The sequence below is a fragment of the Paracoccus sp. S4493 genome, from assembly GCF_000967735.1.
GTDB classification, from domain to species: Bacteria; Pseudomonadota; Alphaproteobacteria; order Rhodobacterales; family Rhodobacteraceae; genus Paracoccus; species Paracoccus marcusii.
The window spans coordinates 1-18664 of record NZ_JXYF01000025.1; the positions used below are offsets into that span (position 1 = coordinate 1).

The following is an 18664-nucleotide window of genomic DNA, read 5'->3' on the forward strand; positions in this document are numbered from 1 at the left end:
GCGGCCATGACGGTGACCTTCTGGTCGCTGGACCGGGTCGCGGGGGCGATGCTGCTGCCCTATCTGGCTTGGCTTGGCGTCGCGTCGGGACTGAACTGGCGCATCTGGCGCGACAACCCGGACGTGCCGCGACCCGCCGCCTAAGATCGCTTGCATTCGGGCCCGCCTTTGGCTATAGGACCGATCAACAGCGGTGCAGGCGTCCAAACCCTGCCCACCGGAACTTCCGCATGGGGCCCGCTGACGGCCCCTTTTTCCTGTCCAAGAGGATCTGATGTCCGACGATCTGCCCGTCACGAACGACCTGATCGCCAAGACCGCGATCGACCGCCGCCTGGCCGAGATCATCACCCCGGTGATCGAGGATCTGGGATACGAGCTGGTGCGCGTCCGCCTGCAGGGCGGCAAGACCGCCACGCTGCAGATCATGGCCGACCGCCCCGAGGGCGGCATCAACGTGGACGACTGCGCCCAGATCTCGACCGCGGTCAGCGCCACGCTGGATGTCGAGGACCCGATCGAGGACAACTATCACCTTGAGGTGTCCAGCCCCGGCATCGACCGTCCCCTGACCCGCCTGAAGGACTTTGGGACATTCGAGGGCTATGAGGCGCGGTTGGACCTGAACCAGGCGATCGACGGGCGCAAGAAGTTCAAGGGCGTCCTGGCGGGCGTCGAGGGCACCGAGGTGCTGATCAACATCGAGGACAAGGGCCAGACCCACACGATCGGGCTGGATTTCGACCTGCTGTCGGATGCCAAGCTGGTCCTGACGGACGAGCTGATCAAGGAAATGCTGCGTCAGAAGAAGGATGCCGGGGTCGAGATCGACAACCTGGACGAAACCGCCTTCGACGAGATCGAAACCGATGATGACGGCGCGACCGCCGTGCAACCCAAGGAGTGAGTGATGGCCATCACCTCTGCCAACCAGCTTGAACTGCTGCAGACGGCCGAAGCCGTCGCCCGCGAGAAGATGATCGAGCCCGAGCTGGTCATCGAAGCGATGGAAGACAGCCTGGCCCGCGCCGCCAAGTCCCGCTACGGCGCGGAGATGGACATCCGCGTCAAGATCGACCGCCGGACCGGCAACGCGACCTTCACGCGCGTGCGCACGGTCGTGGCCGACGATGCCGTCGAGAACTATCAGGCCGAACTGACGGTCGAGCAGGCCAAGCCATATTTGGACAACCCCCAGATCGGCGACGAGATCATCGACCAGGTCCCCCCGGTCGAACTGGGCCGCATCGCCGCGCAATCCGCCAAGCAGGTGATCCTGCAGCGCGTCCGCGAGGCCGAGCGCGACCGCCAGTACGAGGAATTCAAGGATCGCGCCGGCAGCATCATCAACGGTGTCGTCAAGCGCGAGGAATACGGCAACATCATCGTCGACGTCGGCCGCGGAGAGGCGATCCTGCGCCGCAACGAGAAGATCGGCCGCGAAAGCTATCGTCCGAACGACCGCATCCGCGCCTATATCAAGGACGTGCGCCGCGAGACGCGCGGGCCGCAGATCTTCCTGTCGCGCACCGACCCGCAGTTCATGGCCGAACTGTTCAAGATGGAAGTCCCCGAGATCTATGACGGCGTGATCGAGATCAAGGCCGTCGCCCGCGACCCCGGTTCGCGCGCCAAGATCGCCGTGATCAGCCATGACGGCAGCATCGACCCGGTCGGCGCCTGCGTCGGCATGCGCGGCAGCCGCGTGCAGGCCGTCGTCGGCGAACTGCAGGGCGAAAAGATCGACATCATCCCGTGGAACGAAGACCAGGCGACCTTCCTGGTCAACGCGCTGCAGCCCGCCGAGGTCAGCAAGGTCGTCTTCGACGAGGAGGCCAACAAGATCGAGGTCGTCGTCCCCGACGAGCAGCTGTCGCTGGCCATCGGCCGTCGCGGCCAGAACGTGCGCCTGGCCAGCCAGCTGACCGGCCTGGATATCGACATCCTGACCGACGAGGAGGAATCCAAGCGTCGTCAGGCAGAGTTCAACACCCGCACCGCGCTGTTCATGGAGCAGCTGGACCTGGACGAGTTCTTCGCCCAGCTGCTGGTGGCCGAAGGGTTCACCAACCTGGAGGAGGTCGCCTATGTCGACCAGGACGAGCTGCTGACGATCGACGGGGTCGACGAAGGCACCGCAGCCGAGCTGCAGGCCCGCGCCCGCGACGTGCTGGAGGCCAAGAACAAGGCCGCCCTGGACGCCGCGCGTGCCCTGGGCGCCGAGGACAGCCTCATTGAATTCGAGGGTCTGACACCCCAGATGGTAGAGGCGCTGGCCAAGGACGACGTCAAGACGCTGGAAGATTTCGCGACCTGCGCCGACTGGGAGCTGGCCGGTGGCTGGACCACCGTCAACGGTGCCCGCGTCAAGGACGAAGGCCTGCTGGAGCCCTATGGCGTGACGCTGGAAGATGCGCAGACCATGGTCATGACCGCGCGCGTGATGCTGGGCTGGGTCGATCCGACCGAGCTGGACGACACGGATGCGGAAGACGACCTGCAGGACGATGACGACAACGAGGAGGCCGGGGCCTGATCGCCCCGGATCGGAGCACAGATTGAGCCGTGGTGGACATGACAAGGACCGGGACGACGACCCGGAACGCCGGTGCATCGCCACCGGCGAGGTGCAACCCAAGCGGGGCCTGATCCGTTTCGTGATCGGCCCCGACGGGCAGGTCGTGCCGGACCTGGCGGAAAAGCTGCCCGGTCGCGGCATCTGGGTCGCCGCCGACAAGGCGGCCCTGAACAAGGCGGTGACCAAGGGATTGTTCTCTCGTGCCGCCAAGGCTCCGGTCCAGGCCGCCCCCGACCTGGCCGATCTTGTCGAGGCGGGCATCGCCCGCCGGCTGGTCGAACTGGTGTCGCTGACGCGGAAATCCGGCCGCGCGGTGGCGGGGTTCGAAAAGGTCAAGGGCTGGCTGGCCGAAGGTCGCGCCAAGGTGCTGCTTCAGGCCAGCGACGGGTCGGACCGCGGCAAGGGCAAGCTGTGGACGCCCACCGGCGGACGCTGGTTCGGCTGCCTGACCGCATCAGAATTGGGTTTGTCCTTTGGGCGCAGTCATGTCATACACGGCGCGCTTGCGAAGGGTGGCCTGACGGACAAGGTGATCTTGGAAGCCGGCAGACTAACGGGTCTGCGCGGGCATGACGACGGCAATACGGCTGTCGGGAAGGAATGAAGACGCAGATGAGCGACAAAGACGGAAAAACCCCCTTGGGCCTTGGTGGCGGTAATCGCCCCGGCGCAGTCAAGCAAAGCTTCAGCCACGGTCGCACCAAAAGCGTCGTCGTCGAAACCAAGCGCAAGCGCGTCGTGGTGCCCAAGGCAGCCGCGCCGATGACGGATGCGCAGAAAGAAAAGAACCCGCTGACCGCCCGCGTGGCCGGCGACAGCTCCAAGCGCCCCGCAGGCATCTCCGATGCCGAGATGGAGCGCCGCCTGAAGGCCCTTGCCGCCGCCAAGGCACGCGAGGCTGATGACGCCGCCAAGCGCTTGGCCGACGAGAAGGCCCGCGAGGAGGAGCGCGAGCGCCGCCGCGCCGAGATCGAGGCCAAGGCCCGCGAGGAGCGCGAGCGCGAGGAGGCCCTCAAGGCCAAAGCCCTGGCCGAGGCCCAAGCCGCGCAGGATGCCGCCGACGAGGCCCGCCGCAAGGCAGAGCCGCGCCAAGAGCGTCCCAAGCCCTCGGCAGGTGCGACCAAGCCCGCCGCCCCCGATCAGGCCGCGATCGAGGCTGCCGCCTCGCGCGCCGAGACCAAGGGCGTCACGACCGGCGTGGCCCGCAAGACCGACCGCGTCGAGCGCACGGACCGCGACAAGACCGCCAAGGCCAAGACCACCGACGACAACCGTCGCGGCGGCAAGCTGTCGCTGAACCAGGCGCTGAACGGCGAAGGCGGCCGCCAGCGCAGCATGGCCGCGATGAAGCGCAAGCAGGAACGCACCCGCCAGAAGGCGATGGGCCAGTCCGCCCGTCCCGAAAAGCAGTTCCGCGAAGTGCGCCTGCCCGAGACCATCGTGGTCCAGGAGCTGGCCAACCGCATGACCGAACGCGCCGCCGACGTGGTCAAGGCGCTGATGAAGATGGGCATGATGGTCACCGCCAACCAGCCCATCGACGCCGATACCGCCGAGCTGGTGATCGAGGAATTCGGCCACAAGGTCCTGCGCGTCAGCGACAGCGATGTGGAGCAGGTCATCGCCCCGACGGTCGATCGCGACGAGGACATGCAGCCTCGCCCGCCGATCATCACGATCATGGGCCATGTCGACCACGGCAAGACCTCGCTGCTGGACGCGATCCGCAAGGCCTCCGTCGTTTCGGGCGAAGCCGGCGGCATCACGCAGCATATCGGCGCCTATCAGGTGACGACCGACAGTGGCGCCATCCTGTCCTTCCTGGACACGCCGGGCCACGCGGCCTTCACGTCGATGCGTGCCCGTGGCGCGAACGTCACGGATATCGTGGTGCTGGTGGTCGCGGCGGATGATGCCGTGATGCCCCAGACCGTCGAGGCCATCAACCACGCCAAGGCCGCCAACGTGCCGATGATCGTGGCGATCAACAAGATCGACAAGCACGAGGCCGACCCGCAGAAGGTCCGCACCGACCTGCTGCAGCACGAGGTGGTCGTCGAGGCCATGTCGGGCGACGTGCAGGATGTCGAGGTCTCGGCCAAGACCGGCCTGGGCCTGGACAACCTGCTGGAGGCCATCGCGCTTCAGGCCGAACTGCTGGAGCTGCGCGCCAACCCGAACCGTGCCGCACAGGGCGCGGTCATCGAGGCGCAGCTGGATGTCGGACGCGGCCCCGTGGCCACCGTCTTGGTGCAGCACGGCACCCTGCGCCGCGGCGACATCTTCGTCGTGGGCGAGCAGTGGGGCAAGGTCCGCGCCCTGATCAACGACAAGGGCGACCGCGTCGAGGAAGCCGGCCCGTCCGTCCCGGTCGAGGTTCTGGGCCTGAACGGCACGCCCGAGGCCGGAGACGTGCTGAACGTGGTCGAGACCGAGGCCCAGGCCCGCGAGATCGCCGAGTTCCGCGCCCAGCAGACCAAGGACAAGCGCGCCGCAGCCGGTGCCGCGACCACGCTGGAGCAGATGATGGCCAAGGCCAAGGCGGACGTGAACGTGTCCGAACTGGCGGTCGTCCTCAAGGCCGACGTGCAGGGTTCGGCCGAGGCCATCGTGCAGGCCCTGGAAAAGGTCGGCAACGACGAGGTCCGCGTCCGCGTGCTGCATTACGGCGTGGGTGCGATCACCGAATCCGACATCGGCCTGGCCGAGGCGTCGGGCGCTCCGGTCATCGGCTTCAACGTCCGGGCCAACGCTCCGGCCCGCAACGCCGCGAACCAGAAGGGTGTCGAGATCCGCTACTACTCGATCATCTACAACCTGCTGGACGACATCAAGGCCGCCGCTTCGGGCATGCTGTCCAACGAGATTCGCGAGAATTTCATCGGTTACGCGACCATCAAGGAAGTGTTCCGCGTTACGGGCGTCGGCAACGTCGCCGGCTGTCTGGTGACCGAGGGCGTGGCCCGTCGTTCGGCCGGCGTGCGCCTGCTGCGCGACAACGTGGTGATCCACGAAGGCACGCTGAAGACGCTCAAGCGCTTCAAGGACGAGGTCAAGGAAGTGCAGTCCGGTCAGGAATGCGGCATGGCCTTCGAGAACTATGACGACATCCGCCCTGGCGATGTCATCGAGATCTTTGAACGCGAAGAGGTCGAACGCTCGCTGTAAGCGACCGTCTGCGACATGCGAAAGCCGGGCGATACGATCGCCCGGCTTTTTGCGTTCCAAGGTCCGGCAGGATGGAACGGAAAAGGGGGTTACCCTTTCGGATCACCCCCTTGGTGTTCATGCGGTTCCCTTGGCGCTACGCTCCCCCGTGCGCCGGAACGGTCAGTGGCCGACCGGCTTGCCCTCGAAGGTGCGGTTGCCGACGCGGACCAGGATGTTCCCATCCGCGGTCGAGCCCTCGAAAAGACCCTGGATCGAGATGTAGCTGCCGACGGAAATAGTGCGAATCATGTCAAGCCTCCTCTGTGCCCTAAACAAAGTTAGTCATGAAATGGTTAAAAAATCGTTCGCAACTTGATCATCTACGACTTTTTTCAGCAACAATGCAATCGGATCACTCAAATTTGCGACACTATAGCCACATCTGCAGGGCCGGGATGAGGGGAATGTCTGCTGCAGGCATGTGGTAATCGCGCAAATCGCGCGCCCGAACCCAAGCCAGCTGCTGCCCTTCGCGCGGCTGGACGATTCCCTGCCAGCGGCGGCAGGCGAACAGCGGCATCAGCAGGTGGAACGTGTCATAGGCGTGGCTGGCAAAGGTCAGCGGTGCCAGGCAGCTGTTCCAGGTCTGGATGCCCAGCTCCTCCTCCAGCTCGCGGATCAGGGCAGCCTCGGGGGTCTCTCCGGGTTCGACCTTGCCGCCGGGGAATTCCCACAGGCCCGCCATGGACTTGCCCGGCGGGCGCTGTGCCAGAAGCACCCGCCCGTCGGGATCGATCAGTGCCACCGCGGACACCAAGACGGTCTTCACGACCGGTAATCCGCGTTGATGTCGATATAGCCGTGCGTCAGATCGCAGGTCCAGACCGTCCGCGCCGCGTCACCCAGGCCCAGATCGACGGCGATCCGCAGGTCCTGGTTGCGCATGTAGGCGCTGGCGGCGGCTTCGTCATAGTCGGGATCGCGCCAGCCGTCGCGGGCCACGACCATGTCCCCGAACGCGATGCGCAGGCGGTCACGGTCGGCGCGCGCGCCCGACTTGCCCACCGCGGCCACGATGCGGCCCCAGTTGGCGTCCTGTCCGGCGATGGCGGTCTTGACCAGCGGCGAATTGGCGATGGCCATGGCCACGCGATGCGCGTCGGCCGCATCCGCGGCGCCCGTCACGGCGATCTCGACGAACTTGGTGGCGCCCTCGCCGTCGCGGACGACCTGATGGGCCAGATCGCGCATGACGCCGTGCAGCGCGGTCACGAAGTCGCGCCCCGCATCGCTGTCCAGATCGGTGATGGGCGCGCCCGCCCCCTGCCCCGTCGCGGCCAGGATCAGCGCGTCGGACGTGGACGTGTCGCTGTCCACGGTGATCGCGTTGAAGGTCGCGTCCAGCCCGGAGGACAGTGCCTGCTGCAGCACGGCTGCAGGCACCGTGGCATCGGTGAACAGATAGACCAGCATCGTCGCCATGTCGGGCGCGATCATCCCAGAACCCTTGGCGATGCCCGCGATGCGGGTGCCGTCCGCCAGGATCGCGGACGCGCCCTTGGGAAAGGTGTCGGTGGTCATGATCGCACGCGCCGCATCGGCGACCCCGCCCGCATCCAGATCACGTGCCAGATCGCCCACGATAGCCACGATCCGCTCGTGCGGCAGCGGCTCTCCGATCACGCCGGTCGACGAGGTGAAGACCCGCCCCTGCGGCAGGTCAAGCGCACCCGCCACGGCCGCGCAGACGGCATCAACCGACTGCTGGCCGCGCGCGCCGGTGAAGGCATTGGCGTTGCCGGAATTGATCAGGATCGCCGCGCCGTCGGGCGCATCGCCCCCCTGCGCCAGCTTGGCCTGGTTGTCCAGGATGCACGCGGCGCGTGTGGACGACCGGGTAAAGGCCCCGGCCACCGTGCTGCCCGGCGCGATGCGGATCAGCGTGACGTCGCTGCGGCCTTGGTACTTGATCCCGGCGGCGGCGCTGGCGAAATCGACACCCGCGATCACTGGCAGGTCAGGAAACCGCGCAGGTGCCAGAGGAGAGATGGGCAGACCCGCCTTTCCCATCACTCGGCCTCCAGCAGGTCGGTGGCGTTCAGCTGGGCGGGGTCCAGGCCTTCGGTCTTCTTGACGTCGGCGGCGGTCACCAGGCTTTGGATCTGGGCCTCGACCTTCTCGCGCAGGACCATCTGGCTGATCTGGTCACGGACCTCGGCCAGCGGGGGCGCCTCGCGCAGGCGGGTCTCGTTCAGCTTGATGACGTGCCAGCCGAATTCGGTCTCGACCGGGTCGCTGACCTGGCCCGGCTCCAGCGCGGCGACGGCCTCGGCAAAGGGCGGCACCATCTGGTCGGCGGCGAACCAGCCCAGGTCGCCTTTGTTCGGACCCGACGGCCCGGTCGAGTTCGCCTCGGCCACGGTGCCGAAATCGGCGCCGCCATCGACCTCGGCCTTCAGTTCGGCGGCCTTCTCCTGGCTGTCGACCAGGATATGGGCGGCGTTGTATTCCGTCACGCTGCCCGCATCGGCGAACAGGCGGTCATAGCTGGCCTGCAGCTCCTCCTCGGTGGGCTCGGCCTGGGCGATCTGGCTGACCGCGGCCGAGGCCAGGGTGTTGCGGCGCTGCAGCTCCAGCTGGGCGCGCACGCCGGCGGTGTCCTCGGCGGATTCGGCCACGGCGGTCTGGCGGATCAGCTGGTCCAGCATCACGTCCCACAGCGCCTGGTCGGGCATCTCGGCCATGGCCGGGTCCTGGATCGACTGCTTCATGACGATCATCTGGCCCAGGGTGATCTCCTGGCCGTTCACGGTGGCGACCACCTGGTCGGCATCGGCGTCCTGCGCCAGGGCGGGGGCGGAAAGGGCGGCAAGCACGGCTGCGGCCAGCAAAGTCGATCGGGTCATGGGGATGGGTCCTTTCACGGCGCGCACCCCCGCGGGGGCCGGGCCAACATTGACAGTCAGGTGGGCTGCGCCTACATCCAAACCAACTCCGTGGAAGGCGCCGCCGCCGCGTTCGTTCAACGCCCCTGATACGGCAATGCGACCGGCGCGGGCAAGTGGGCCGCAGGTGACGTCCCTTCCCGACAACGTGATGGCGAAGGTAACATGATCGGTAATCTGGCGAAGATGGTCTTTGGCACGCCCAATGACCGCAAGGTCAAGGGCACGCGCGCGCTGGTCGCCCGCATCAACGCCCTTGAGGACAGCTTCAAGGCATTGTCCGATCAGGGGCTGGTCGACAAGACCGCCGAATTCAAGGCCCGCGTGGCGGGCGGCGAATCGCTGGACGACATCCTGCCCGAGGCGTTCGCCAACTGCCGCGAGGGTGCGCGCCGCGCGCTTGGCCTGCGGGCCTTCGACGTGCAGCTGATGGGCGGGATCTTCCTGCATCAGGGAAACATCGCCGAGATGAAGACCGGCGAGGGCAAGACCCTGGTCGCCACCTTTCCCGCCTACCTGAACGCGCTGTCGGGCAAGGGCGTCCATGTCGTCACCGTCAACGACTATCTGGCGAAACGCGATGCCGAATGGATGTCCAAGGTCTATGCCCAGCTGGGCATGTCCTGCGGCGTGGTCGTGCCGTTCCAGCCCGAGGGCGAAAAGCGCGACGCCTATGCCTGCGACGTGACCTATGCCACCAACAACGAGCTGGGCTTCGACTATCTGCGCGACAACATGAAGGGCAGCGTGGCCGAGATGGTCCAACGCGGTCACAACTTCGCCATCGTCGACGAGGTCGACAGCATCCTGATCGACGAGGCACGCACGCCGCTGATCATCAGCGGCCCCAGCCAGGACCGGTCCGAGCTGTACCGCATCCTGGATGCCTATGTGCCCCTGCTGACCGAGGAGCATTACAAGCTGGACGAGAAGTCCCGCAACGCAACCTTCACTGAGGACGGCAACGAGTTCCTGGAGACGCGCCTGCAGGCCGACGGCGTCCTGCCCGAGGGGCAGACCCTCTATGATCCGGAATCGACCACCATCGTCCACCATGCCAGCCAGGCCCTGCGCGCGCACAAGCTGTTCCTGAGGGACCAGCATTACATGGTGCGCGACGGCGAGGTGATGCTGATCGACGAGTTCACCGGACGGATGATGAAGGGCCGCCGCCTGTCGGACGGCCTGCACCAGGCGATCGAGGCCAAGGAAGGCGTCGAGATCCAGCCCGAGAACGTAACCCTCGCCTCGGTCACCTTCCAGAACTACTTCCGCCTGTATCAGCGCCTGGCGGGCATGACCGGCACGGCATCGACCGAGGCCGAGGAATTCGCCGAGATCTACAAGCTGGGCGTGGTCGAGGTTCCGACCAATCGCGGCATCGCGCGGATCGACGACCATGACCGCGTGTATCGCACCGCGACCGAGAAGAACGCCGCCGTCGTCGAGGCGATCAAGGAGGCCCATGCCAAGGGCCAGCCGATCCTGGTCGGCACCACCAGCATCGAGAAGTCCGAGCTGCTGTCCGAGATGCTGAAGAAGGACGGCGTGCCCCACAACGTCCTGAACGCCCGCCAGCACGAGGCCGAGGCGCAGATCGTGGCCGATGCCGGCAAGCTGGGCGCGGTGACGATCGCCACCAACATGGCTGGTCGCGGCACCGACATCCAGCTGGGCGGCAATGTCGAGATGAAGGTGATGGAGGCCCTGAAGGCCGATCCGGACGCCCATCCCGACGAGCTTCGCGCCCGGATCGAGGCCGAGCATGCCGGAGAGAAGGAAAAGGTCCTGGCGGCGGGCGGGCTGTTCGTGCTGGGCACCGAACGCCACGAAAGCCGGCGGATCGACAACCAGCTGCGCGGCCGTTCGGGCCGCCAGGGTGATCCCGGACGGTCGCTGTTCTTCCTGTCGCTGGACGACGACCTGATGCGGATCTTCGGCTCCGAGCGTCTGGACAAGGTCCTGTCGACGCTTGGCATGAAGGAGGGCGAGGCGATCATCCACCCTTGGGTGAACAAGTCGCTGGAACGCGCACAGGCCAAGGTCGAGGGCCGCAACTTCGACATCCGTAAGCAGTTGCTGAAGTTCGACGACGTGATGAACGACCAGCGCAAGGCGATCTTCGGCCAGCGCCGCGAGATCATGGACAGCGAGGAGGTCGGAGAGATCACTGCCGACATGCGGCACCAGGTGATCGAGGACCTGATCGACGAGCACATGCCGCCCCGCAGCTATCCCGAGCAATGGGACACCGAGGGGCTGAAGAAATCGGTCCGCGAGCGGCTGAACCTGAACCTGCCGGTCGCGGATTGGGCGGCCGAGGACGGCGTGGACCATGACGTGATGCGCGAACGCATCACCGAGGCCAGCGACGCCTATATGGCGGACAAGGCCGCGGCCTTCGGCCCCGAGACCATGGTTCAGATCGAGAAGCAGGTCCTGTTGCAGCAGATCGACCAGAAATGGCGCGAGCACCTGATGACGCTGGATCACCTGCGTTCAGTCGTGGGCTTCCGCGGCTATGCGCAGCGCGACCCGTTGGCGGAGTACAAGACCGAGGGTTTCCAGCTGTTCGAGACGCTGCTGGACGGCCTGCGCTTTGACGTGACGCAGCGGCTGGCGCAGATCCGACCCCTGACGCAGGCCGAGCGCGACGAGATGGCGGCCCAGATGGCCCGCCAGCAGCAGCAGGTCCAGGAGGAGGCATCGGCAGAACCGGAGGCGGCAGCGCCCGCGCCCACCGCGCCCGAAGCTCCTTCCGCGCCGCGCCCGGGCTTTGACGAGGCCGATCCGTCGACCTGGGGGATGCCTGCGCGCAACGATCCGTGCCCTTGCGGATCGGGCAAGAAGTTCAAGCACTGTCACGGCGCGATCTGAGCATCACGCGGGGCGCCGTTTGCGTCCCGCGATGGCGGTCGCGCCCGCCGGGTGGGGGCAAGCCCCCACCGCGTCCGGGCGCGACGGGCCGCTGATGCGGCCCTAGCCCAACCGGGGGGGCAGCGCCCAACCGCGCAGCAGGTCGGCAGGGATCATCGGCCGCTTGCCCGCACGTTGTGCCAGTGTGATGCGCACCGCCCCGGAGCCGCATACGATGGTGAAATCGGGCAGGACCGTTCCGGGGTCGCCCTGTCCCGGGACGACGGTGCTGGCAAGCAGCTTCACGCGTTCGTCCCCGATCATGCACCACGCCCCCGGAAAGGGCGACAGCCCGCGGATCTGGCGGTCCACCTGTTCGGCAGGCAGGGTCCAGTCGATACGCGCCTCTGCCTTGTCGATCTTGGCGGCGTAGGTCACGCCATCCTGCGCCTGAGGCACGGCGGGCAGCGGCAGGCGGTCCAGCACGTCGCAGATCAGGTCTGCCCCCATCGCCGACAGTCGGTCGTGCAGGCTGGCCGTGGTGTCGTCCGCGGCGATGGGCGTGCGGGTCAGGGCCAGCACCGGGCCGGTATCCAGCCCCGCCTCCATCTGCATGATCGCGACGCCGGTTTCCGCATCCCCCGCCAGGATCGCGCGGTGGATGGGTGCCGCCCCCCGCCAGCGCGGCAGGATCGAGGCATGGATGTTCAGGCAGCCAAGGCGCGGTGCATCCAGCACCGGCTGCGGCAGGATCAGGCCATAGGCCACGACCACCGCCACATCCGCGTCAAGCGCAGCGAAGTCGGCCTGTTCCTGGGGGTCGCGCAGGCGGGCCGGGGTGCGGACCGGGATCCCCAGGTCCTGTGCCGCCAAGGCCACCGGAGAGGGGCGCGGCTTTTGCCCGCGCCCGGCCGCGCGGGGCGGTTGGGAATAGACCGCCACCACGTCGTGGCGCGCGGCGATGGCCCGCAGGGCGGGGACCGAGAAGTCGGGCGTTCCCATGAAGATCACGCGCATCGGGCAGGCCTCCGGTTGGTGCCTGCCCTCAATGCCCGCGTGGCGGACGGGCTTCAAGCCCCGGAGGCAAGCCCCCAATCGGTGACGGCGTCCTGCATCCGGCGCAGCCGGAGGAGCGTCGAGCCTTCGTCCAGTGCCACGTCGCCACACAGGATCGGTTGCCCTGCCGCCACGTCGCGGCGCAGCGCCCGCCCGGCGGCCAGGTAGTACGGCACCGGCACATCGTCCGCGACCGCCCGCGCGGGCGTCATGCGGCTTGATACATGGGCGATGCTGTGATGATGCCCCTCGGCCCGCAGGACGGTACCGGCGGGCAGGTCGGAATCGGCGAAGGCGGTCAGATCCACGACCGGGCGCGGGGCGCGCGCGCCGGAGGAGACGCCGTGCAGCGCCGCCTCAAACACCGTCGTCGCAGCCTCCAGCCCCAGCAGGTGGCGCGGCAGGCCGATCATCGCGGTGCGCCCGTCGCGGGACACGACATGGCCCTTGTCGCGCAGCATGTCCCATGTCGCGGCGTCATCGCAGGCCACGGTGACGAAGACGCCGCCCGCGAAGCTGACCTCGCCGGCCAAGCGCAGGCAGTGGAACACGTCCAGCCGCCCCTGCCCCGACAGAAGACCGCCCTGGTCGGTCATCAGGTCTGCGACCTCGGGGATGCGGGCGATGGGGGCGTGCAGGTCCGCACGGTCCGGCATCAGCCCCAGGGCATTGGCGACCAGTGTCAGTTCGCACAGGTCCGGCACGGCGCGCTGCGGCAGCGCGCGCAGGGCGTGCGCCCGGCCCGCGGCCACATCGGCCCAGGGCCGATCCGCCGGGTCCAGCCAGTCGGCCAGCCCCGGCGCGGCCACAGCCGTGCCATTGCTGATCACCTGCCCCGTATCGGGATCGAAGACGAAATCGTATTCGCTGGACTTGCCCGCCGCGATGATCCGCAGGCCGATGACCCGCGCCCAGGTCGCAAGCCCGATCAGCAGGCTGGGCTGATCACCGTCCACCGGCGCCACGACCACGCCCCGGTCGCGGGCCATGCGCGACAGGATCGGGCCGATGACGCTGTCGGTCTCCTTGGTGACCATGACGACGTGATGTCCCGCCGCAATGGCCATCTCCGCATGGCGGGCGCCGGCCTCGGGGTCGCCGGTGGCCTCCAGCACGACGTCCAGCGGGAGGGCGGCCACCGCGGCCAGATCGCCGGCGGCGATCCAGTATCCCGCATCCCAAGCCGTTCGCGCGGCCGCCGCGTCGGTGCAGGAAACGATCCGCGCCACGTCCACGCCGACAGATGCCAGCGCCGCCGCCGCCGTCTCTGCATCGCGGTCCACCGCCACCCGGCAGGCCAGCCCGTCCACATGGCGCGCCTGCGCCAGATAGCTGCGCCCGAACCCGCCGGTGCCGATGATCGCGGTCTGGACGGTGCGCCCGTGGCGGGCGGCAAAATGACCGATCAGGTTCATGCGACCACCTTGCGGTTGCGGCGCAGGCTGAGCGCCAGGCCAAGCGTCTTGGGCAGGATCAGCAGCGCCAGCGCCACGATCATGATCCCTGTCACCAACGGGTTGGCAAAGAAGATGCCAAGCGATCCGTCCGACAGCAGCATCGACTGGTGGAACGCGTTCTCGGCCTTGTGGCCCAGGACCATGGCAAGGATCATCGGCGCCAGCGGATAGTCCAGCTTGGTGAACATGAAGCCCACGAAACCGAAGATCAGCACCAGCCACAGATCGAACGTCGCCCCGGACACCGTGTAGGCGCCGACGAAGCACATCGCGACGATCATCGGCCCGATGATGGTGAAGGGGATGCGCAGCAGCGCCGCGAACATCGGCACGGTGGCCAGGACCAGGATCACGCCCAGCAGGTTCGACACGTACATGCTGGCGATCAGGCCCCAGACGAAATCGGGCTGGGTCGCGAACAGCATCGGCCCCGGCGTCAGGCCCCAGATCATCAGCCCACCCATCATCACCGCCGCGGTGGCCGATGACGGCACGCCCAGGGCCAGCATCGGCAGCATCGCGCAGGTGCCCGCGCTGTGATCCGCCGTTTCAGGCGCGACAATCCCCTCGGGGCGTCCCGACCCGAAGGCCGCGCCCTTGCGCGATGCCTGGCGCGCCACGCCATAGGACATGAAGCTGGCCGCCGTCGGCCCGCCCGGCGTGATGCCCATCCAGATGCCGATCAGGCCCGACCGCAGGGTCGTGGCCCAGTATTTCGGCAGCTCGGCCAGGGTCTTGAGAACATCGCGCAGGTCGATCCTGGAGGACACGCCGCGGAACCGCAGCCCCTCCTGCACGGTGGCCAGCAGTTCTCCGATGCCGAAGAGGCCGATCACCACCACCAGGAAGCTGATCCCGCCCAGCAGGTCCGAGAATCCGTAGGTCAGGCGGATGGACCCGGTCACGCTGTCCATGCCCACGGATGTCAGGATCAGGCCGGTCGTCAGCGACACCAGCGTCTTCATCGGGGCGGCGCTGCCCATGCCGATGAAGGCCGCGAAGGCCAAGAAATAGACCGCGAAATATTCGGGCGCACCGAAGCGCAGCGCGAATTGCGACGCCCAGCCCGCCAGCAGGGTGATGACCAGAATACCCATCAGCGCGCCAACCCCCGCCGACACGAAGGCCAGCGTCAGCGCGCGTGTCGACTGTCCGTTGCGTGCCATCGGATAGCCGTCGAAGGTGGTGGCGACCGATGACGGTTCCCCCGGAATGTTGAACAGGATCGACGTGGTGGACCCGCCGAACAGCGCCCCCCAATACATCGATGTCAGCAGGATGATGGCCGATGTCGGGTCCAGCGCAAAGGTCAGCGGGATCAGCAGCGACACCCCGTTGGGCGCCCCCAGCCCGGGCAGCACGCCCACGACCAGTCCCATCAGCACGCCCGCGACCATCAGCATCAGGTGCATCGGGGTGATGGCCACGGAAAACCCGTGCATCAGCAGATCGAAATTGCCCATTGTCGCGGCCCCTTAATAGATGCCCAGAAGCGGCTCCAGCGGCCCCTTCAACAGCGGAATCTGAAAGATCGTCTCGAAGATCAGGTACAGGCTGACGGCGAAACCCGCGCCGATGGCCAGGCCTTTCCACAGGCGGAACCCGCCCTGCCGCCAGGCGGTCAGCCCGATGTAGAAGGTCGCCGCGACATAGAAGCCGACCGTCAGCATGCCGATGACGAAGGCCGTCATCGCCCCCAGGAAGGTCGCGATGCGGATCAGGTTCTGGCGCGGCAGGAACGGCTCCTCCGGGTCATCCAGGGGGTCGGGGGCCGTGCGCTGAGCCTTGCGATGCGCAACCAGCGCGCCGCCCAGGTTCCACAGGCTGCCCGCGATCAGAACGATCGCCACCCAGAAGGGAAAATAGCCCGGCTGCGGGCCATGATCGCTCCACCCGGTGCCCAGTTCGGCGGCGCCGATGATGGCCGCCACGCCCAATGCGCCGGTGGTGATTGCCGTGCCGATCTCGGCATGAAAACGTCTGACGGTCATGACCCTCCCTTTCCCCATGGGCAAAAGGGGCACCCGGACGATCCCGGATGCCCCGATGCGCTTACTGCGCGGCGGCGGTGACCCAGCCCTCGGCCTCGAAGACGGTCACGGTCGCGGCCTCGTTCTCCTCGATGAAGGCCGTCAGGTCGTCCCCGGTCAGCACCGCCGCGGTCTGCGAGGTCTTGGCAAGGTAGTCCTTCCATTCCTCGGTCTCGGCCACGCGGGTCAGGGCGTCCTGGTAAAAGGCCACCACCTCGGGGTCCGTGCCCGCGGGCAGCCAGACGGTGCGCGGCATCTGGTACCGCTCGATCTCCAGCCCCTGTTCGGCGCAGGTCGGGATGTCGTGCCAGCCCATGTCGCCGCTGACCGGCTCGGATTCCGCCATCCGTTCGGGCGAGAACACGCACAGCGGACGGATCGCGCCGGCCTGCCACTGGCCGAAGTTCTCGTTCGGGTTGTTGACGTTCGCGGCGATATGGCCGCCGGCCAGCTGCACGCCGACCTCTCCGCCGCCGTTGAAGGGGACGTACTTGAAATCGGCGCCGGTGGTCTGTTCGATCAGCGCCACCAGCGTCTCGTCGGTGTCCTTGGACTGGCTGCCGCCAAAGACGATGGCGCCGGGTTCGGCCTTGGCCGCCTCGATCAGCTCCATCGAGGTCTGCCAGGGGGCGTCGGCCTTGACCCAGATCAGGAACTCGTCCAGCGCCAGCGCTGCGACGGGCTGCAGGTCCTCGGCCGAATAGGCCAGCTGGGCCACATGGGGCAGCAGATAGACGTTGTTCGTCCCGAAGATCAGCTTGTGCGGATCGGCGGCGTTCTGGCGGGCGTACAGGAACGCCTCGGCCCCCGAACCGCCGCCCTTGTTCAGCACGACCATGTTCTGGTCCAGGATGTCGTTGCGCGTCAGCGCGGCCTGGATGGTGCGGGCGAAATTGTCGGTCCCGCCGCCGGCCCCGGATGCCACGACGAATTCCACCGGGCGTTCGGGGGTCCATTCCGCCAGCGCCGGGACGGCGGCGGCCAGCAGGGCGGTGCCTGCGATCAATGCGGTCTTGATGGTCATTCTCTCTCTCCTCCCAAAGATGATGCGACCCGCTTGCGGCGGGAAGAAGACCGGGCGCCTATTCGGCGACCAGCAATGTCGGGGCGACTTCTGCCTGCGCCCAGCCCGCGGGCAACGCGCGCGGCGCGCGGGCTGGGTTCAGCGCGGCCAGGTCGCGGCCAAGGCGCGCGGCGGTCAGCGTCGCGCCCAGATCGGCCCGCCCCTGCCCCGCGATGTCGAAGGCCGTGCCATGCGCGGGCGTCACGATCGGAAAGCCGTAACCCGCGATCAGCGTTACGCCGCGGTCAAAGCCCATCAGCTTCATCGCGATCTGGCCCTGGTCGTGATACATGGTCAGCACTGCGTCGAATTCGCCGCGGATGGCACGCACGAAGACGGTGTCGGACGGGATCGGCCCCTTGGCGTCGATGCCTAGGGCCACGGCCTGCGCCACGGCGGGGGCCAGGATCTCGTCATCCTCGTGGCCGAAATTGCCGCCGTCGCCCGCATGGGGGTTCAGCGCGGCGACGCCGATCCGCGCGCCGGGCTTGCCCGCACCGGCCATCACCTCGGCCGTCAGGCGCAGGCTGTCCAGGATGCGGTCGGTGGTCAACGTGTCGGCCACCTTGCGCAGCGGAATGTGGCTGGTCACGCGGGCGTTCCAGACTTCCTCCAGGACGTTGAACTCGCGCCCGCTGCGATCGGCGTTCAGCACCGCGTCGATGAAGCCGATCTCGTCGACATAGCTGGGCCGCGCCAGGCGCATCGAATGCTTGTTGAAGGGCGTGAACATGGCCGCATCCGCGATCCCCGCCCCTGCCAGCTGCAGCACGCAGCCGAAATTCTGCAGGCTGGCCGCGCCGGCATGGGCACTGGACTGGCCCAGGGTCATGCCGTCCACCGCGCAATTCGCCAGATCCAGAAGCACATGGCCCGGCGCCATGTCGGGGCCGACCTGATCGGCGCCGATCCGCGGCAGGTCCAGCGTGACCCCTGCATGGCGCGCGCCCATCTCCAGCACCCGCGCATCGCCCACGACGATCACGTCCAAGGCCTTCATGTCGTCATGGGCTAGCAGTTTCGCCGCCAGTTCCGGGCCGACGCCCCCGGCATCCCCCAAGGCCAAAGCAATGCGCATATGTCTCTCCGTCTGGAATGATGGTTCGTGGGCGGCGCGTCGGTCGCGCCGCCCGAATTCAGCAGGCCAGCGCCCCGGCCACGACCCGCGCACACAGCGCCAGCGAGATCGCGCCCGCATCGGGATGCCCGATGCTGCGTTCCGCCAGCGGACGTGCCCGGCCAAGGCGCGGCGTCAGGCCCGCCGTGGCATCCGCGGCCACGGTCGCCGCGCTTGCTGCGGCCTCCCAGGCGGTGGCCAGCGCGGCACCTTGGGCAACCTGCCCCTGCAGCGTGTCGACGAAGGGCGCAAAGGCATCGACCAGCGTCTTGTCGCCGGGCCGCGCGCCGCCCAGGCGGGTCACTGCGTCGATCCCCGCCCGCGCCCCTGCGGCCACGCGGGCCGCATCGGGCACATCCGTATCGCCCAGCGCCTGCCCCCAGGCACGCAGGGCCACGCCCCACAGCGCACC

16 protein-coding genes are annotated in these 18664 nt (G+C 67.7%); 5 read left to right on the forward strand and 11 right to left on the reverse strand.

Annotated elements, in window-relative coordinates:
• Positions 1-274: 274 nt before the first annotated feature.
• The 4 genes from rimP to infB are packed head-to-tail and all read left to right on the forward strand — an operon-like array spanning position 275 to position 5746.
• Entirely contained in the window at positions 275-907 is a 633-nt protein-coding gene (rimP, locus tag TW83_RS05290) for a ribosome maturation factor RimP (RefSeq protein ID WP_045981734.1), read from the forward strand.
• Positions 908-910: 3 nt separating this feature from the next.
• Positions 911-2536, forward strand: coding sequence for a transcription termination factor NusA (nusA, locus tag TW83_RS05295; protein ID WP_045981735.1), 1626 nt, complete (start codon positions 911-913; stop codon positions 2534-2536).
• Positions 2537-2558: 22 nt separating this feature from the next.
• Positions 2559-3182 carry an RNA-binding protein gene (locus TW83_RS05300; protein ID WP_045981736.1) on the forward strand — a complete coding sequence of 208 codons (624 nt, stop codon included), beginning with the start codon at positions 2559-2561 and terminating at the stop codon, positions 3180-3182.
• Between the two features lie 8 nt (positions 3183-3190).
• Positions 3191-5746 (forward strand): translation initiation factor IF-2, encoded by a 2556-nt coding sequence (gene infB, locus TW83_RS05305; protein WP_045981749.1) that lies wholly within the window; start codon positions 3191-3193, stop codon positions 5744-5746.
• A 162-nt stretch (positions 5747-5908) separates the two neighbouring features.
• On the opposite strand, the gene TW83_RS22240 is transcribed toward infB, so the two are convergent.
• The 4 genes from TW83_RS22240 to TW83_RS05325 all read right to left on the reverse strand — a co-directional run bounded on the left by TW83_RS22240 (position 5909) and on the right by TW83_RS05325 (position 8634).
• Positions 5909-6037 carry a hypothetical protein gene (locus tag TW83_RS22240; RefSeq protein ID WP_045981737.1) on the reverse strand — a complete coding sequence of 43 codons (129 nt, stop codon included), beginning with the start codon at positions 6035-6037 and terminating at the stop codon, positions 5909-5911.
• Positions 6038-6158: 121 nt separating this feature from the next.
• Positions 6159-6557 carry an 8-oxo-dGTP diphosphatase MutT gene (gene mutT / locus TW83_RS05315; RefSeq protein ID WP_045981738.1) on the reverse strand — a complete coding sequence of 133 codons (399 nt, stop codon included), beginning with the start codon at positions 6555-6557 and terminating at the stop codon, positions 6159-6161.
• Positions 6554-7798, reverse strand: a complete 1245-nt coding sequence (argJ, locus tag TW83_RS05320) for a bifunctional glutamate N-acetyltransferase/amino-acid acetyltransferase ArgJ (RefSeq protein WP_045981739.1) — start codon at positions 7796-7798, stop codon at positions 6554-6556. The genes mutT and argJ overlap by 4 nt, the downstream gene beginning before the upstream one ends.
• Entirely contained in the window at positions 7798-8634 is an 837-nt protein-coding gene (locus TW83_RS05325) for a peptidylprolyl isomerase (protein WP_045981740.1), read from the reverse strand. Before TW83_RS05325 ends, argJ begins: the two co-directional genes overlap by 1 nt.
• Positions 8635-8838: 204 nt before the next feature.
• Here TW83_RS05325 and secA point away from each other — a divergent pair, with 204 nt between their 5' ends.
• A complete protein-coding gene (gene secA, locus TW83_RS05330) occupies positions 8839-11550 on the forward strand; it encodes a preprotein translocase subunit SecA (RefSeq protein WP_045981741.1) in 2712 nt (903 codons plus the stop codon).
• Positions 11551-11652: 102 nt separating this feature from the next.
• On the opposite strand, the gene fmt is transcribed toward secA, so the two are convergent.
• From fmt to TW83_RS05365, 7 genes are all read right to left on the reverse strand, one after another.
• A complete protein-coding gene (gene fmt / locus TW83_RS05335) occupies positions 11653-12546 on the reverse strand; it encodes a methionyl-tRNA formyltransferase (RefSeq protein WP_045981742.1) in 894 nt (297 codons plus the stop codon).
• A gap of 53 nt (positions 12547-12599) precedes the next feature.
• A complete protein-coding gene (locus tag TW83_RS05340; RefSeq protein ID WP_045981743.1) occupies positions 12600-14000 on the reverse strand; it encodes an SAF domain-containing protein in 1401 nt (466 codons plus the stop codon).
• On the reverse strand, positions 13997-15505 hold the full coding sequence (locus tag TW83_RS05345; protein WP_045981744.1) for a tripartite tricarboxylate transporter permease: 1509 nt from the start codon (positions 15503-15505) through the stop codon (positions 13997-13999). The genes TW83_RS05340 and TW83_RS05345 overlap by 4 nt, the downstream gene beginning before the upstream one ends.
• Before the next feature lie 12 nt (positions 15506-15517).
• Positions 15518-16033: a tripartite tricarboxylate transporter TctB family protein gene (locus TW83_RS05350; RefSeq protein WP_045981745.1), complete on the reverse strand. Its 516-nt coding sequence runs from the start codon at positions 16031-16033 to the stop codon at positions 15518-15520.
• A 61-nt stretch (positions 16034-16094) separates the two neighbouring features.
• Positions 16095-17096 carry a tripartite tricarboxylate transporter substrate-binding protein gene (locus TW83_RS05355; RefSeq protein WP_045981746.1) on the reverse strand — a complete coding sequence of 334 codons (1002 nt, stop codon included), beginning with the start codon at positions 17094-17096 and terminating at the stop codon, positions 16095-16097.
• Between the two features lie 58 nt (positions 17097-17154).
• Entirely contained in the window at positions 17155-18213 is a 1059-nt protein-coding gene (locus TW83_RS05360) for a 4-hydroxythreonine-4-phosphate dehydrogenase PdxA (RefSeq protein ID WP_045981747.1), read from the reverse strand.
• A 58-nt stretch (positions 18214-18271) separates the two neighbouring features.
• Positions 18272-18664, reverse strand: a 393-nt coding sequence (locus TW83_RS05365) for a DAK2 domain-containing protein (RefSeq protein WP_045981748.1), incomplete at its 5' end; no start/stop codon positions are given.

Bases quoted from the DNA above. Each gene is read 5' to 3' on its own strand.
- rimP (WP_045981734.1), top strand. From the start codon at position 275: ATGTCCGACGATCTGCCCGTCACGAACGACCTGATCGCCAAGACCGCG.
- nusA (WP_045981735.1), top strand. From the start codon at position 911: ATGGCCATCACCTCTGCCAACCAGCTTGAACTGCTGCAGACGGCCGAA.
- infB (WP_045981749.1), top strand. From the start codon at position 3,191: ATGAGCGACAAAGACGGAAAAACCCCCTTGGGCCTTGGTGGCGGTAAT.
- TW83_RS22240 (WP_045981737.1), bottom strand. From the start codon at position 6,037: ATGATTCGCACTATTTCCGTCGGCAGCTACATCTCGATCCAGGGTCTT.
- argJ (WP_045981739.1), bottom strand. From the start codon at position 7,798: ATGGGAAAGGCGGGTCTGCCCATCTCTCCTCTGGCACCTGCGCGGTTT.
- TW83_RS05325 (WP_045981740.1), bottom strand. From the start codon at position 8,634: ATGACCCGATCGACTTTGCTGGCCGCAGCCGTGCTTGCCGCCCTTTCC.
- secA (WP_045981741.1), top strand. From the start codon at position 8,839: ATGATCGGTAATCTGGCGAAGATGGTCTTTGGCACGCCCAATGACCGC.
- fmt (WP_045981742.1), bottom strand. From the start codon at position 12,546: ATGCGCGTGATCTTCATGGGAACGCCCGACTTCTCGGTCCCCGCCCTG.
- TW83_RS05340 (WP_045981743.1), bottom strand. From the start codon at position 14,000: ATGAACCTGATCGGTCATTTTGCCGCCCGCCACGGGCGCACCGTCCAG.
- TW83_RS05345 (WP_045981744.1), bottom strand. From the start codon at position 15,505: ATGGGCAATTTCGATCTGCTGATGCACGGGTTTTCCGTGGCCATCACC.
- TW83_RS05350 (WP_045981745.1), bottom strand. From the start codon at position 16,033: ATGACCGTCAGACGTTTTCATGCCGAGATCGGCACGGCAATCACCACC.
- TW83_RS05355 (WP_045981746.1), bottom strand. From the start codon at position 17,096: ATGACCATCAAGACCGCATTGATCGCAGGCACCGCCCTGCTGGCCGCC.
- TW83_RS05360 (WP_045981747.1), bottom strand. From the start codon at position 18,213: ATGCGCATTGCTTTGGCCTTGGGGGATGCCGGGGGCGTCGGCCCGGAA.